At 61.8% G+C, this 15,063-nt stretch carries 14 protein-coding genes; 5 read left to right on the top strand and 9 right to left on the bottom strand.

Annotation, left to right across the window (positions count from 1 at the left end):
* The first annotated feature begins 20 nt into the window (after nucleotides 1-20).
* The gene (locus tag D109_RS0105545; protein WP_017476046.1) at nucleotides 21-1,316 is read left to right on the top strand and encodes a serine/threonine transporter; all 1,296 of its coding nucleotides are present in this window, start codon (nucleotides 21-23) and stop codon (nucleotides 1,314-1,316) included.
* A gap of 300 nt (nucleotides 1,317-1,616) precedes the next feature.
* On the top strand, nucleotides 1,617-1,934 hold the full coding sequence (locus D109_RS0105540; RefSeq protein ID WP_017476045.1) for a DUF3509 domain-containing protein: 318 nt from the start codon (nucleotides 1,617-1,619) through the stop codon (nucleotides 1,932-1,934).
* On the opposite strand, the gene D109_RS0105535 is transcribed toward D109_RS0105540, so the two are convergent.
* On the bottom strand, nucleotides 1,931-2,419 hold the full coding sequence (locus tag D109_RS0105535; protein WP_017476044.1) for a phosphate-starvation-inducible protein PsiE: 489 nt from the start codon (nucleotides 2,417-2,419) through the stop codon (nucleotides 1,931-1,933). The two genes, D109_RS0105540 and D109_RS0105535, sit on opposite strands and share 4 nt — an antisense overlap.
* 283 nt (nucleotides 2,420-2,702) lie before the next feature.
* On the bottom strand, nucleotides 2,703-3,038 hold the full coding sequence (locus D109_RS0105530; protein WP_017476043.1) for a DUF6124 family protein: 336 nt from the start codon (nucleotides 3,036-3,038) through the stop codon (nucleotides 2,703-2,705).
* Nucleotides 3,039-3,493: 455 nt separating this feature from the next.
* Between D109_RS0105530 and D109_RS0105525 the strand changes: the two genes are divergently transcribed.
* The gene (locus D109_RS0105525; protein WP_003212789.1) at nucleotides 3,494-3,754 is read left to right on the top strand and encodes a YebG family protein; all 261 of its coding nucleotides are present in this window, start codon (nucleotides 3,494-3,496) and stop codon (nucleotides 3,752-3,754) included.
* Between the two features lie 170 nt (nucleotides 3,755-3,924).
* On the opposite strand, the gene D109_RS0105520 is transcribed toward D109_RS0105525, so the two are convergent.
* Together D109_RS0105520 and D109_RS0105515 are read right to left on the bottom strand one after the other, a co-directional pair.
* Entirely contained in the window at nucleotides 3,925-4,650 is a 726-nt protein-coding gene (locus D109_RS0105520) for a dienelactone hydrolase family protein (RefSeq protein WP_017476042.1), read from the bottom strand.
* A gap of 137 nt (nucleotides 4,651-4,787) precedes the next feature.
* The gene (locus tag D109_RS0105515) at nucleotides 4,788-5,807 is read right to left on the bottom strand and encodes a Glu/Leu/Phe/Val dehydrogenase dimerization domain-containing protein (protein ID WP_010176963.1); all 1,020 of its coding nucleotides are present in this window, start codon (nucleotides 5,805-5,807) and stop codon (nucleotides 4,788-4,790) included.
* A 186-nt stretch (nucleotides 5,808-5,993) separates the two neighbouring features.
* Here D109_RS0105515 and D109_RS0105510 point away from each other — a divergent pair, with 186 nt between their 5' ends.
* Nucleotides 5,994-6,797 carry a SirB1 family protein gene (locus tag D109_RS0105510; protein WP_017476041.1) on the top strand — a complete coding sequence of 268 codons (804 nt, stop codon included), beginning with the start codon at nucleotides 5,994-5,996 and terminating at the stop codon, nucleotides 6,795-6,797.
* Here the strand turns inward: D109_RS0105510 and D109_RS0105505 are convergent.
* From D109_RS0105505 to hmgA, 4 genes are all read right to left on the bottom strand, one after another.
* Entirely contained in the window at nucleotides 6,721-8,106 is a 1,386-nt protein-coding gene (locus D109_RS0105505; protein WP_017476040.1) for an aromatic acid/H+ symport family MFS transporter, read from the bottom strand. The two genes, D109_RS0105510 and D109_RS0105505, sit on opposite strands and share 77 nt — an antisense overlap.
* A 133-nt stretch (nucleotides 8,107-8,239) precedes the next feature.
* A complete protein-coding gene (gene maiA, locus D109_RS0105500; RefSeq protein WP_017476039.1) occupies nucleotides 8,240-8,881 on the bottom strand; it encodes a maleylacetoacetate isomerase in 642 nt (213 codons plus the stop codon).
* A gap of 12 nt (nucleotides 8,882-8,893) precedes the next feature.
* The gene (fahA, locus tag D109_RS0105495; RefSeq protein ID WP_017476038.1) at nucleotides 8,894-10,180 is read right to left on the bottom strand and encodes a fumarylacetoacetase; all 1,287 of its coding nucleotides are present in this window, start codon (nucleotides 10,178-10,180) and stop codon (nucleotides 8,894-8,896) included.
* A 3-nt stretch (nucleotides 10,181-10,183) separates the two neighbouring features.
* The gene (hmgA, locus tag D109_RS0105490) at nucleotides 10,184-11,467 is read right to left on the bottom strand and encodes a homogentisate 1,2-dioxygenase (RefSeq protein WP_017476037.1); all 1,284 of its coding nucleotides are present in this window, start codon (nucleotides 11,465-11,467) and stop codon (nucleotides 10,184-10,186) included.
* A 119-nt stretch (nucleotides 11,468-11,586) separates the two neighbouring features.
* Here hmgA and D109_RS0105485 point away from each other — a divergent pair, with 119 nt between their 5' ends.
* Complete coding sequence (locus tag D109_RS0105485) at nucleotides 11,587-12,375, top strand: IclR family transcriptional regulator (RefSeq protein ID WP_017476036.1); 789 nt, start codon at nucleotides 11,587-11,589, stop codon at nucleotides 12,373-12,375.
* A 73-nt stretch (nucleotides 12,376-12,448) separates the two neighbouring features.
* Here D109_RS0105485 and D109_RS0105480 read toward each other — a convergent pair whose 3' ends face one another.
* Nucleotides 12,449-14,929: a LuxR C-terminal-related transcriptional regulator gene (locus tag D109_RS0105480; RefSeq protein WP_026077797.1), complete on the bottom strand. Its 2,481-nt coding sequence runs from the start codon at nucleotides 14,927-14,929 to the stop codon at nucleotides 12,449-12,451.
* Nucleotides 14,930-15,063: the final 134 nt, after the last annotated feature.

Below are 15,063 nucleotides of genomic sequence, written 5' to 3'. Positions count from 1 at the left end.
ATAATAACGAGGCAATAACGATGACCGATGTACGTACACCTGCTGCCGAAAATCCCGCTGTAGACCTGACGCCGACCACCGTTACACAAGGCTGGAACAAACACGACACCACCTGGATGCTCGGCCTCTACGGCACCGCCATCGGTGCCGGCACCTTGTTCCTGCCGATCAACGCCGGCGTCGGCGGCTTCTGGCCGTTGATCGTGCTGGCGCTGCTGGCCTTCCCGATGACCTTCTTCGCCCACCGTGGGCTGACGCGCTTTGTGTTGTCGGGCAAATCCGGCGACATCACCGACGTGGTGGAAGAACACTTCGGCATCGGCGCCGGCAAGCTGATCACCTTGCTGTACTTCTTCGCGATCTTCCCGATTTTGCTGGTGTACAGCGTGGCGCTGACCAACACCCTGACCAGCTTTATGGAACACCAACTGCACATGGCGCCGCCGCCCCGGGCGATCTTGTCGCTGGTGCTGATCCTCGGCCTGATGGCCATCGTGCGTTGCGGCCAGGGCGTGATCGTCAAGGCCATGAGCGTGCTGGTGTACCCGTTCGTCGCCGCCCTGTTGCTGTTGGCGGTGAGCCTGATCCCCAACTGGAACGGCGCCTTCTTCGCCTCCGCCAGCGAAGGCATGCCGCTGCCGGCGTTCTTCAAGACCTTGTGGCTGGCCATCCCGGTGATGGTGTTTTCCTTCAACCACTCGCCGATCATTTCCGCCTTTGCCGTCGACCAGAAACGCGTGTACGGCCCGCAAGCCGAGCGCAAAAGCAGCGGCATCCTGGCCATGGCCCACAGCATGATGGTGCTGACGGTGATGTTCTTCTGCTTCAGCTGCGTGCTGGCCCTGTCGCCGGCTGACCTGGCCGCCGCCAAGGCGCAGAACATCTCGATCCTGTCGTACCTGGCGAACCACTTCCAGACCCCGGTCATCGCCTACGCCGCACCGCTGATCGCACTGGTGGCGATCACCAAATCCTTCCTGGGCCACTACATCGGCGCCAGCGAAGGCTTCCAGGGCCTGATCGTCAAATCCCTGCGCGGGCGCAACCGCAGCATGTCGGCCAAGTGGCTGGAGCGCTGCACCGCGCTGTTCATGGTGCTCACCTGCTGGGCCGTGGCCACCTTCAACCCGAGCATCCTCGGCATGATCGAAACCATGGGCGGGCCGATCATCGCCTGCCTGTTGTTCCTGATGCCGATGTACGCCATCCGCCGAGTGCCATCCCTGCGCCAGTACTCGGGCCAGGCGTCCAACGTGTTTGTGGTGTTGATCGGCTTGATTGCGCTGTCTGCGATCGTTTTTTCGGTCATGCCCTGAAACGGATCACCGACCTCAAAAACACCACCCACCCAATGTGGGAGCGGGCTTGCTCGCGAAAACGGCCCTTCAGCTGAGTAATCATTGGCTGACACATCGTATTCGCGAGCAAGCCCGCTCCCACAAAGGTCATTCGATGGCAGGCAGATTGCTGTACGGCACGCCCCTTGCTGTACAGCTACTGAGGAAAACGGACCTTGTGAAAACCTCAGCGAGCGAATGGCCAGTGGTCAGGAAACGCGAACTAATCCCGACACCGGTCGTCAATGACTGCATGTTCTTATCAGGCGGTAACGCACCATGGACAACCCTTTTCAGATCATCACCGACACCTTCGCCCCGAAATACCGGGTCAATTTAAGCATCCAGCGGCTGGACGGCAGCATCATGCTGACCCTGTCCGATGAAGACGGCGTCGTGGCCAAACGCATGATCAGCGCCGAACAACGCAACGACCCACAGCGCCTGAAACGCCTGGTGCAGAGTGTGCAATTCGGGATTGCGATTGAGCAGGGGCACAGCGCCATTGAGATATTGGCGGTGATGACCGACGGGGATAGCCACAAAGTGTTGCAGCGGCCGCCGGTCAACCGGCCGCCGCTGAGTGCCGGGCTTTAAAGCTCGCCTTTCTCTGTTTCAAGGCTCGCTTGCCCTTTGCGGCGCGGGCCTTCGACCTTCACCGATGGAAATGCCGACGAGGCATACCGCACCACCAGAATCGCGAACGCCAACAGCAGGATCCCGCCGCACAGGTAGATGATGCCGAGGTCGGGCGGGTTGTGGTGGGAGACGTTGGAGATCAGCAGGCGGGTCAGCGCGGTGATCGCCACGTAGATCAGGAAGCGCACCGGCATGTGGTTGGTCTTGAAGTAAATCCCGACCATCGCCCCCAGTTCCAGGTAGATGAACAGCAGCAAGATGTCATCGATCTTGATGTGCCCCGTCTCCAGCATCCCCAGAAATTCCATCACCGCGGCATAGGCGGTCACCGCACCAATGGCGAACAACGCCAGGTAGTGGAAGGTCTCGACGAACAGATTTCCCAAGGACTCGGCCAGGTGGTGCACGGTCTTGCGCAGGTTTTCAGCCCAGTTGATTTTCACGATGATGCTTCCTTAGGTCGGCTCGACCGGATAATGCGGGTTGGACGTGACGGTTTCCCTGCATGCAGAAAAAAGGCCAGGGAACAGGAAGTGAGATGGTGGCAGGGTGATATGAGGCACTTATCTTGCTACTCGATGATCGTTCCCACGCTCTGCGTGGGAATGCCGCCCCGGACGCTCCGCGTCCCATGCCCCATGGTTTCGGGTAGAGGTGACGCGGAGCGTCACGGTATGCATTCCCACGCAGAGCGTGGGAACGATCCAGGTGACCGGGTGATTCAGGTCAGGTCGGGGCGACTTGATCCAACGCTTGATCGACCAATAACCCACTCATTTCGAGCAGTTGGTGGATCGCCAGAAGCAAACTTCGCTGTGGCCCCTCGAGTTCGAAAGCCAGGCTGCTGGCCATTTCACGGGCACTGTTCAAGGTTTCGCTGGCGTTGGCGAGTAACGTTTCCGTGTCGGCATTGGGCGTAACGCTGAAAAGAATCGAGGAGGGTTCGGGAGGTGGTTCAGGTGTTTCAGGGCGCAGATAGTGATCAATTGCGCGGTTGGCGGCGGCTTGAAGACGGGTGTCAGTGTATGAATCGTAAGGGGGACTCGGGGTAAGCTTTTTCATCGAACAGTTCCTTTAAATGGAACCGCCACCGTCTGCCGCCAAGCAGATTTGGGTGGCGGATTGCACAAGGTTGGCGGACCGGTAAAGGAACAACCCGGCACCCTGAAGGGTCCCTGCGCAACCCACCGTAAAAAGGAGTCCAGGCGCAAAAACGCCTGCAATCGTGTGGGGGATGCTGTTGTGCCTTATACCGAGCCGCCAAGCCCGTCCGCTGCATTTGCAGCGCCCGAGGAAGGTAAGCGAACGGACGAAGCCGGCGCAACCCCGGCAAGTTGTCAGAAATTTCTCTTGCTGCAAACCCCCGGATTCCAACTACATTAAAAAGCCACTACCCAAAGCCCATGGATTGGCTTATGCTTTTAGCTGTATATAAATACAGTAGTCGCGAGAACGCTTGGCGACACTCGAACCAAGGGCAACTCCCTTCAATACTGCACCGATGACGAGGCCGAAAAATGGCTGTTGAAACCCTGTATCGCAGTACCCGTGACCTGGAGACTACATTCGTGGATCGCAAACTTGCCGACGCACACGACCAGATGCTTGAGCTGGCAGAGTCCCTGATGGAAGTGCTGTTGAAAAACGTCGAAGGCTTGAGCGAGAAGCAGGCTGAAGATGCCGGTATTTTCATGGCCAAGAACCGCGCGGCATTTGCGGCGGCGTTCAAGAACAATGCGAGTGCATTGGCGGAGATCGGGCAGCCAGCGGCTGAGTGATGCATTGCCTTTAGTGGCGAAAGGGCTTGCTGTGGCGAGGGAGCTTGCTCCCGCTGGAGTGCGCAGCGCTCCCAAGCTTTTGGGTCTGCTGCGCAGCCCAGCGGGAGCAAGCTCCCTCGCCACAGCAAGCTCCCTCGCCACAGGTTATGCGTTGATGCCTTTCACATGTGTTACGCCTGCCATAACGTCTTGCCGAAGAACGTCAACGTACGGTCCCACGCCAGTTGCGACCAGGCGGCATCATATTGCGTGCCGGATATACGCCCATCGCCAATCGCGGTTTCATTGGCAAACGCATGGTGTGCCAGGTAACGATGGAAAGTCGCGTCCACACCCGCCTCATGCAGTTTCGACTCCAGCTCCGCCACGGTGTCGATGTTGAAGAAAGCATCCTGTGTGCCCCAATGCCCAATCAGCGGCGCCTTGATTTTCGAGGCATCCAGGTATTCCAGCGGCGGGAAGCCGTACCACACCACGCCCGCAGCCACTTCCGGAATCGCGTTCAACGCCAGCAACGTCAACGCCCCGCCCATGCAATAACCGGTCACGCCGACTTTTTTCGAATCTGCCTGCAAGTACTGCACGGCGCCCTTGATGTCCTGGGAAACCGCATCGCCAAAATCCAGCCCATCCATCAGGTGATGGGCCTCTTCCTCTTCTACCGTCGACGCGCCGCGATAAAGGTCCGGCACCAGCACCCGGTAGCCGCACTCGGCCAGTCGATTGGCCACGCCCTTGATCTGGTCGTTGACGCCCCACCATTCCTGAATCACCACAATCGCCGGCGCGCCTTCGAGTACCGCTGGGCTGGCCAGGTAGCCGTTGACGTCCGCGCCATCCGGGCGTTTGAAGGTAATCATGCGCCCGCTGGAGCGCCCTGCTGTTTGTTTGGACATGCCAACCTCTGTCTCGGGAGTTGAGAAACCTAGCGTTCAACCACAATAGTAAAGTGCACGGCTACGTGGGTGTAACCATCTATTTCCCACGCAGGGCGAATGACAGTTACACGTCGACGGTTAAGCAGCGATTATCTTCAGCGGTACAGCAAGCGCTCCGCCAGCTCATCCGCTACCCGCGCGGGTGAGCGTTTTTCAGCCTGGGCATGGGCGAAGATTTCGGTCAGGCGCGTGCCGATATTCGACAGGTGCGCGGTGATGGTTTCCAGCTCCGCGCCGCCGTGCTTGAGGGCCACGTAGATCAGGCCGCCAGAGTTGATCACGTAGTCCGGCGCGTAAAGAATCCCACGGCCTTCCAGTTGATCGGCCACTTGCAGGTTGGTGAGTTGCGCACTGGCAGAGCCGGCCACCGCCGCGCACCGCAACTGGGCGACCGTGTAGCGGTTGAACACCGCGCCCACACCGCAGGGCGCGAGGATGTCGCACGGGGTGCTGAGCAAGGCTTCATTGGCAATCGGGTGCGCGCCCAGCTGTTCCATGGCCAGTTGCACCTTGCCGTGGTCGATGTCGCTCACCAGCAATTCAGCCCCGGCCGCGTGCAGTTGCTCGGCCAGGGCATAACCGACGTTGCCCAGGCCCTGGATTGCCACGCGTAAGCCTTCCAGGTTATCGCTGCCCAGGCGGGCCATGGCGGTGGTGCGGATGCCGGCGAACACGCCCATCGCCGCGTGGGGCGACGGATCGCCGGCCGCCGTGGTGCTGGTGACATAGCGGGTCTGCTGGGCGATGCAATCCATGTCGGCCACCGAGGTGCCGCTGTCGATGGCGGTGATGTAGCGGCCATCGAGTTGCTCGATGCAGCGGCCAAAGGCTTCAAACAGCGCGGCGCGGCTTTCCACATGGGCGGGGCGGATGATCACCGCGTTGCCGCCACCCACCGGCAAACCGGCCAGCGCGGCCTTGTAGCTCATACCCTGAGCCAGGCGCGCGGCATCCGCCACGGCACTTTCATCGTCGGGGTAAGAGAGGTAGCGGCAACCACCAAGGGCGGGGCCCAGGCGGCTGTTGTGGATGGCAATGACCGCCTTTAACCCGGTGGCAGGGTCGACACTCAGGTGCAGCGATTCAAGGCGTGTGCTGTGCATGAGCGCAAACATCGTCGGGCTCCCGAATCACTTCTTGTAGGCGCCAAGTATAGGACTGCCTGCGAAAGCCTGCTGAAGCGCGCAGGAATAAGGCCGCCGGTTTTAAAGGGTTTGCGACATAAACAAGTAGGACGCTTCTAAAGGCACTGGACGAAAGTTCACAGCAAGGCTAAAACGAGGCATCCGCCGGAGAACCCAATGAAGCCCCGCGACGCTTTTTTTGCCTGCCTGGAACGGTCACCGCCCGCGCTGTTTGAAGCCGCGCTGTGGATGGCGGCCGAACACGACCCTGCGGTAGACCCCGTCGCCATCCTGCAGGACTTCAAGGTGTTGCAGCAGTTGGTCAGCCTCAGCCTGCCGGTGCTGCCGGCGGATGAACTCGGGCAACCCTTGCTGCGGCGCATGAATGACCTGGGGTTCGCCCAGGACGACCACACCCCGCTGCGCCCCGCCGCCGCCCTGCTGGACAAGGTATTGAAGCGCAAGCGCGGGCAGCCGCTGGCCCTAGGGCTGATTGCGCTGGAGCTGGCACGACGCCTGGACATTCCGCTGGTCGGCGTCAACTTCCCGGGGCACTTCCTGTTGCGGGTGCCGGGTGCCGATCACCTGCTCGACCCGTGCGGCGGCCGACGTCTGTACCCCAACGATTGCCGCGACCTGCTGACTCGCCAGTACGGCCCCAATCTCAAGTTGCAGGCCGACCACCTGCACACTGCCGAGCCGCGTTCGATCCTGCAGCGGCTGTCACGCAATCTGCGCCAGTTGCACCTGTCCAACGACGACCACCTGGCCGCCCTGGTGGACGCCGAACGCGTGCTGGAGCTGGGCAATGCCAGCGCCGCCGACTACCTGGCCCGGGCCAGTTTGTATCAGCGTCTGGATTGCCCGAATGCCGAGCGTTTTGACCTGGAGCACGCATTGATGCTCAGCGAAGACCCGATCCAGCGTCTGCGCCTGACCGAACGGCTGGGGCATTTGCCGCCGAACTCTGTGGTGCATTGACTGGCGAGCGCACCTGGATAATCAACAACGCCGCAATCACCGCCGGAATCGCGCAGAAGAAGAAAATCTGCTGCACCGGTATGTGCATCGCCAGCAACAGGCTGCCAAACAATGGCCCCAGGATCGAACCGAACCGCCCGACGCCCAACGCCCAGCCAGTACCGGTGGTCCGTACGTGAGCCGGGTAGAAGTTACTGGCGAACGCGTTCAGGGTCAGTTGACCGCCGATGATGCAGAAGCCCGCCGCAAACACGCAGGCCACCAGATAACGCGGGTTGTCGTGATTCAGCCCTAGCAGGATGGTGCACAGCGCAGCCGCTGCCAGCACGCCGGACAACAGGCGGACTTTGCTTTTCAACCGATCGGCAAACCAGGCCATGCCGATGGCGCCCAGTGTCCCGGCGAACAGGAACATCGAGGTCACCAGGTTGGCCTCATTCAGGCCCAGGCCGCTTTCCAGCAACAGCGAAGGCAACCAGCTGATCATGAAGTACAGCAGGATCAGGCTGACAAAAAACGTCGCCCACAGCAGCAAGGTCGGGCGCGCATAACCATGGCGGAACAGCTCCACCACCGTCAGTTTGCTGCCTTGCTCCTGGCGGTTTTCTGCCTCGCTCGCCGCCGGCGGTTGCCAGCCTGGCAGCATCCGCGCGGTGACTTTTTGCAGGCGCGCGTAAGGCGGTGCGTCACGCAGCAAGCGCGGCAGCGATTCAGGGAGCATCCAGGCGAGAAACGGAAACAACAGCAACGGCGTCACACCACCGGCGAGGAACACCGCCTGCCAGCCAAAGCTGTCGATAAACCCGGCCGCGACAAAACCACCGGCCGCACCGCCGAAAGAGAAGCCACAGGCCGCCAGCGTCACCATCAACGTTCGCAAGCGTGGCGGCGAATACTCCGACATCAAGGCCATGGCGCTGGGCATTGCACCGCCCATGCCGATGCCGCAGATAAAGCGCGCGGCCATGAGGGTATTCAGGGAATTGGCGAACACCATCAGCACCGTGAGGCTGGCGTAGATCAGCACGCAGCACAGCAGGATGCGCCGTACACCGAAGCGGTCCGCCAGCGGTGTGACGGCCAGGGAACCGAGGGTCAGCCCCAGCAGGTTGGCGCTGAACACCGGGCCAAAGGCGGCCTTTTCCAGGCCCCACTCCTTGGCCAGCGCCGGGACTACATAGCCCAGGACTTGGGCGTCGTAGCCGTCGGTGACCAGCAACAATGCCAGCAACAGGAGAATCAACCACTGATAGCGCGACACCGGGCGGGCGTCGAGTGCCGCACGAAAGCTGGCAATCTGATTGTGCATCGCAAGGGACCTGTATTGTTTTTATAGTGGTGTAGATCGTTCCCACGCTCCGCGTGGGAATGAATCAGGTGACGCTCCGCGTCACGGACGCAGAGCGTCCAGGGCGGCATTCCCACGCAGAGCGTGGGAACGATCAGACTGGAGGGGTATCCGGTTGGTTGGCGGGATGAGCCGCCATGAACGCCGGATGCTGCGCCGCCAATCCCGCCACCCGCTGAATGCGCGGGTACGCCGCCAGCGACACCTTGAACCGCTCGGCCGCATACAACTGTGGGATCAAAAACGTATCCGCCATCCCCGGCTGCTCGCCAAAGCAATACCCCTGCTCACCGATCAACTGCTCCACCGCCGCCAGTCCCTGGCTGATCCAGTGCCCGATCCACTCCAGCACTTGCGCCTCATCGTGCCCCCATTGCTTGAGCAAGTTCTGGGTGCTGGAGTTGTGCAGCGGATGAATGTCGCAACCGATGATCGACGCCACGGCGCGCTCATGGGCGCGGGTTGCCAGATCCGTGGAGAGCAACGGCGCCTGTGGATAACGTTCCTCCAGGTACTCGATGATTGCCGGCGACTGGATCAACACATCCCCCTCATCAGTGCGCAAGGCCGGCACACGACCCTGCGGGTTGATCGCCAGGTACTCCGGCTGGCGGTTGGCGCCGCCCTTGGGCACCAGCAGGTTGACCGGAACGGCGGTGAAGTCCAGGCCCTTGAGGGCCAGCGCGATCCGCACCCGGTAGGACGAAGTGGAGCGGTAGTAGGTATAGAGTTCCATGCCCCTGCCCTCTTAGCGCGCCGCGACCACGGTACCCCGGCATTCGCCGAAGCCGATGGAGGCAAACCCGTCGCGGGTGCAGCGGGCACGCAGGATGATTTCGTCGCCGTCTTCGAGGAATTTACGCACTTCGCCGGAGGCCAGTTCGATCGGCTTTTTACCGCCTTCGGTGATTTCCAGCAGGCTGCCGAACTGACCCGCCTCCGGCCCCGACAAGGTGCCCGAACCGAACAGGTCACCGGCCTGCAACTGGCAGCCGTTGACGCTGTGGTGCGCAACCATTTGTGCGACGGTCCAGTACATGTGCCGGGTGTTGCTCAGGGTCAAGCGATGGGCCGGCAGGTTCTGCTCACGCATCGAGGCGGTGGTCAGCAGCACTTCCAGTTCGATATCAAAACCACCGGCCGCCTGGTCGCGCTTGTCCAGCAGGTACGGCAGGGGTTGCGGGTCGCCTTGAGGGCGCGCCGGTTGTGCCTTGCGGAAGGGTTCCAGGGCTTCAGCCGTCACCACCCACGGCGAAATGCTGGTGATAAAACTCTTCGACAGAAACGGGCCCAGTGGCTGGTATTCCCAAGCCTGGATATCCCGCGCCGACCAGTCGTTGAGCAGGCAGAACCCGGCGATGTGATCAGCGGCGTCGCCGATGGCAATCGAGTCGCCCATGGCATTGCCCTGGCCGATCCAGATGCCCAGCTCCAGCTCGTAGTCCAGGCGTGCACAAGGGCCGAAGGTCGGCTCGGTTTGACCGGCTGGCAGCGTCTGGCCTTTAGGGCGGCGCACATCGGTGCCCGACGGGCGAATGGTCGACGCACGGCCGTGATAACCGATCGGCACATATTTATAGTTGGGCAGCAGCGGGTTATCGGGACGGAACAGTTTGCCGACGTTTTGCGCGTGCTCGATGCCGACGTAGAAGTCGGTGTAATCATTGATTTTGGCCGGCAGGTGCATCTGGCAAGCGGCAGCCGGGTGCAGCGCTGATTGCAGTTTGCCTTGCAGGTCGCTGCCTTCCTCCAGCAGTTCCAGCAGGCGTTCACGCAGGGCCACACGCGGGCCACGGCCCAGTTCAAAAAACGCATTCAGTTGGCCACCAGCAGTGGCTTCAACGGCACGGCGGGCCTCGCCCTCAAAGAATTCCAAAGCAGCCTGCAGATCGAAAACATGGTCGCCGATCGCCACGCCACTGCGCGGTGCAGCGCCGTTAACGCTGAACACACCCAACGGCAGGTTTTGCAGCGGGAAATCCCGGTGACCGTTGGCGGAAGCCACCCAACTGCGGGTGAGGTTAGGCTGAGTCATGGGTTATCTCCGATTCGGGTTGAAGGTTACAGGGAGCGAGGCCCAGCAAGCGTCGTAAGCAGGTTGCAACTGTGAGCATTCCAGCGCGAATTGTGTAGGGCGCAGCACCTGGCTGGTCTCGAACATGAAGGCCATGGTGTTATCAATCTTGTGGGGCTCAAGCGTCGCGTTGATGGCCTTGGTGCAGGTCTCGCCATCCGGGCCATGGGCGCTCATGCAGCTGTGCAACGACGCGCCGCCGGGCACGAAGCCTTCAGCCTTGGCATCGTAGGCGCCCTGGATCAGGCCCATGTATTCGTTCATCAGGTTGCGGTGGAACCACGGTGGCCGGAAGGTGTTTTCGGCAACCATCCAGCGAGGCGGGAAGATCACGAAGTCGAGGTTGGCCAGGCCATGCACGCTGGTGGGCGAGGTCAATACGGTGAAGATCGACGGGTCCGGGTGATCGAAACTCACGGTGCCAATGGTGTTGAAGCGGCGCAGGTCGTATTTGTACGGCACGTTGTTGCCGTGCCACGCCACCACGTTCAGCGGCGAATGGTCCAGCTGGCAGCCCCAGAGTTCACCGAGGAATTTCTGCACCAGCGTGGTCGGTTGCTTGAGGTCTTCGTAATGGGCGACGGGGGTGAGGAAATCCCGTGGGTTGGCCAGCCCATTGCTACCAATTGGCCCAAGGTCCGGCAGGCGCAGTGGCGCGCCATGGTTTTCAGCGACGTAGCCGCGAGCTTGTGCATCCAGCAGCTCGACGCGGAATTTCAGGCCGCGGGGCAGCACGACAATTTCCAGCGGCTCCACTTCCAGCACACCCAGTTCGGTGGCGATGCGCAGGCGGCCCTGCTCGGGAACGATCAACAGTTCGCCGTCGGCGTTGAAGAACACGCGGTCCATGGAGCGATTGGCGCGGTAGTTGTAGATGCTGATGCCCGAAGGTTTTTCCGACCCGGAATTGGCGACCATGCCGACAAGCCCGTCGATGAAATCTGTCGGCTCAGCGGGAATGTCCAATGGGTTCCAACGCAGGCGATTAGGCGTCACCGCGCCCAGCGGGCCACCGGCCAATTGCCGTTCCAGCTTGACGAACGCCGGGTGGTTGGCCGACGGCTGGATGCGGTACAGCCAGGTGCGCCGGGCTTCGCTGCGGGCCATGGTGAAGGCGGTGCCGGAGAAGAGTTCGGTGTACAGCCCGTAGGGCGCTTTCTGCGGGGCGTTCTGGCCGACCGGCAGCGCGCCGGGCAAGGCTTCGCTGGCAAATTCATTGCCGAAGCCTGATTGGTATTCGAGGGTCATGGATCGTCCTCTGAGCGGAAGTTGTTTTTATCGTAACCCAGTTACGCATAACGTAATTTGATACCTGTTGACCGTCAAGCTATAAAGACGCCCATTCGTCTTTCGGATTCATGCCCTCCATGGAAAAGCCGCCCGCCCCCCGCGACACCGGTAAACAGAAAGTCCGCTCGGCTGAAGTGGGCACCGACATCCTCAAGGCCCTCGCTGAACTGTCGCCGGCTACCTCGTTGTCGCGCCTGGCCGAACATGTGCAAATGCCGGCGAGCAAGGTCCACCGCTATTTGCAGGCGCTGATCGCTTCAGGTTTTGCCGAACAGAACACCGCCACCAACCATTACGGCCTGGGCCGCGAAGCCTTGCGCGTGGGGCTGGCCGCGCTGGGCAGCATGGACGTGCTGAAAGTCGCCGCCCTGCCCCTGGCGGAACTGCGGGACGAGTTGAATGAAACCTGCTTCCTGGCCGTTTGGGGCAACCAGGGCGCGACCGTGGTGCATATCGAGCCGGCAGTGCGCGCGGTGACGGTGGTGACGCAATTGGGCTCGGTGTTGCCGCTGCTCAGTTCGTCCACCGGGCTGGTGTTCAGCGCCTTCCTGCCGTCGCGGGAAACCGTGGACTTGCGGGAGCGGGAGATTCAGGCGGGCATCGCCCATGCGTTGGTGGATGACCAGGCCTACGCCACCACCTGCGAGCAGATCCGCCAGCGTGGCCTGCACTTTGTGCACGGTTTGCTGATGCCGGGTGTGGACGCGTTATCGGCGCCGGTGTTCAACGCGGTCGGGCAAGTGGCAGCGGTATTGACCGTGGTGGGGCCGACGTCGCTGTTCCATGCCGATGAAGACGGCCCGGCGGCGAAGCGTTTGTTGGCGGCCACCCAGGCCGTGAGTTGGCGGATGGGTTATCAACCCTGACGCTTAGTATCAGGCACACAACAAAGCCCGCTCACACATTTGATCTTCGTTGTTTGAGAAATGGCGCTTCGCTTCAGGCCATCAACCCCAAGGTCTTGGCCTTGGCCACCGCCTGGGTACGCCGCTCCACCCCCAACTTGCTATGAATCCTCCGGGCATGGGTCTTCACCGTGTGCAGCGAGATAAACAACTGCCCGGCGATTTCCAGATTGGAATTGCCCTGGGCAATCAGTTGCAGCACCTCAAGCTCGCGCTGGCTCAGAGGGTTTTCCCCCGCCGTCGCCAGACACTCTTGCGGCTCCAGCCCCAGCGCACTCAACAACCCCGGCTGCCGGAGGCGCAACTCGCGAATCGCCTGTTGTACCTGGCAACGCCCTGCCAGCTCCAACCCGGCCTCCAGGGAGCGCACGGCCAACGGTCGATCGCCGACCTGCCAGGCCACTTCCCCCAACACCAAGTGCAACTCCGCCTCCAGGCACAGCATGCCGCGCTGACGGGCAGTCTCCAGTAACGCACGCAAGCGGGCGACAGGCTCTTCGGCGCGGCGCAATTTCACTTCGGCCAACACCTGCAAATACTCAAGGCGCGGGATCAGCTCCAGGGTGGCCGGCGGCGCCTGTTTGGCCTTCGGCCCCCGGTAGTGACGCAGCACACGGGTCACCGCTTCCTGGGTCAGTTCGGCGCGGCCCTGTTGCAGCCAGAAATGCCCGCTGAGCAACAGCAGCACAGCGCGGTACACGGTGTCGGGCACCTGGCGTTGCTGCATCAGGCGCTCGGCGTCCCGCAACTGGATAAACGCCTCGGCGTAATCGCCTTTGTTGGCGGCCAATAAAGCCAGACCGAGGTAGCCATAAAGCACGCGTTTGTCCTGGCTGTGCAAACACATGCCCAGGCCGGATTCGAAGCATTCGGCGGCCACGGCGTCGTGGCCCTGGCGCAGGGCCAAATGCCCCCGTCGCAACAAAATCCGCCCCACCAACGGCCCGGCCTTGAGTCGCTGTTGCACCAGCATGCGCTGCACGTTTTCCAGCAGGCTTTGGGCCCGATACGGCGCGCCGCGCTGTTCCAGCAACTGCGCATGATCCAGTTCCAGCAGCGCCTCCAGCAGCAGAGAGCCATGGGAACGCGCCAGGCACAACGCCTCGCGGTTCAGCGCCTGGGCCACGTCCAGTTCGCCACGCAGCAAGGCTTGCTGGGTCAGGCCCGACAGGCACATCAAGCGCGAGGTCCAGGCGCTCTCGGGCAAGTCTTGCAGGGCTTCAAGAAAATGCTCCCGGGCCCGTGCGGCTTCGCCGCCAAGATGCAGCAGCCAACCCCATTGCGCCTGCCAGCGAGCCAGCAGATAGCGCTGCGCATGCGCAGTCGGTTGCGGGGTGAAACGCGCCAGTTGATCGATGCACAACGCTGCCTGGTCGAAGCGCCCGGCAAACAGCAACGCCGCCGTTACCAAGCCCACCAGTTGCGCCGAACCCAGCATCAATTCATCGCCATGCTGCTCATGCAGCCGCAACAGCAGCGCGGCGTTTTGCTGGCGGAACAAATCTTCAAAACTGAAGTGCTGCAACAGGCTCACGGCCACCTCGTACTCTTCGGCCAGCAGCGCTTGCTCAAACGCGGCTTGCCAGTCCTCGGCGGCGGTAAACCATTGGCAGGCGCGACGGTGCCAGGAGCGCTTGGCCGGCCAGGGTTCGTCGCGCATGAGCTGCGCCAACGGCGGAAAGATTTGCAGCCAGTCGGTGGAGCCCTCCCAGGGTTCGATAAAGGCGCCCAACGTCTGCAAGTCACGCAGATAATCACCGAAGCCGAACAGGTGATCACACAGGCTCGGGTTGAAACGTGGCAGGTGCGCAAGCACGCGCCAGGCTTCGGCCAACTCCGGGGCCAGGCCGCTGAACAGCTCGTGCTGCAGGTAGTCGAGCAAGGTTTTGTCGGGGTGCCCGTCGCCTTCAAGCAATGCGATGCGCACGCCGGCGCACCAGCCGGCGCTGAACTTAAGCACCTTGTCGACGCAGGGCCCGGCCAAGTGCTGGATCTCGCTGTGATCAAACGCCAGCTCGGCCGCGTTGCACTCCCACAATTCATCGTCGAGTAACAGGCGTGGCCAATTGCACGCTGGCCGCCGCCGCGCACCAATCCACCAGGTTAATACGGGACTGCTGGCCGCCAGAATGCGATCGAGCAATGCATCCAGTTCAGGCGCCGGCACTCGGCAGAAGTCATCGAGAAACAGCCAGGCCGGCGCTTGCCAGCGATTGAGGGCCAGCAGCAGCGTGGGTTCGTCGACAAAATCCAGGCCGAGGCTTTGGGCCAGACGCTGACACAAATCCAAGGCCGCCCCATTGAGCGGCAACCAATACACCAGGCAATCCGCAGGCGCCTGTAATGCGCATTCGGCAAGCAAAGCGCTCTTGCCACTGCCGGCCGGGGCGCAGAGCAACTTCACCCGCGCCGAGGCGTTGAGCAAAGGCCCGGCCAAACGCGGGCGTAGCAGATGATGGGGAGACAAACGTGGCATGAATCCAGGACGATCCAGACAACGGGTCATGGCGGTCATTACTGCGTCCCTGTTTTTTATTATTAGGCGGCGTGCCCCCTACCCTAGTCCTGTGGCTGGCGGTTGTTGAGGAGTATTCAGCAGACTGATTGCCGGGCATATGTTCCAAAGGTGGAACACAGTAAATGTGGGAG

The sequence above is a fragment of the Pseudomonas sp. PAMC 26793 genome (assembly GCF_000313235.1).
Taxonomy (GTDB): domain Bacteria; phylum Pseudomonadota; class Gammaproteobacteria; order Pseudomonadales; family Pseudomonadaceae; genus Aquipseudomonas; species Aquipseudomonas yamanorum.
Note: the sequence above shows the minus strand (reverse complement) of the source record. Positions and strands in the feature narration are given on the sequence as shown.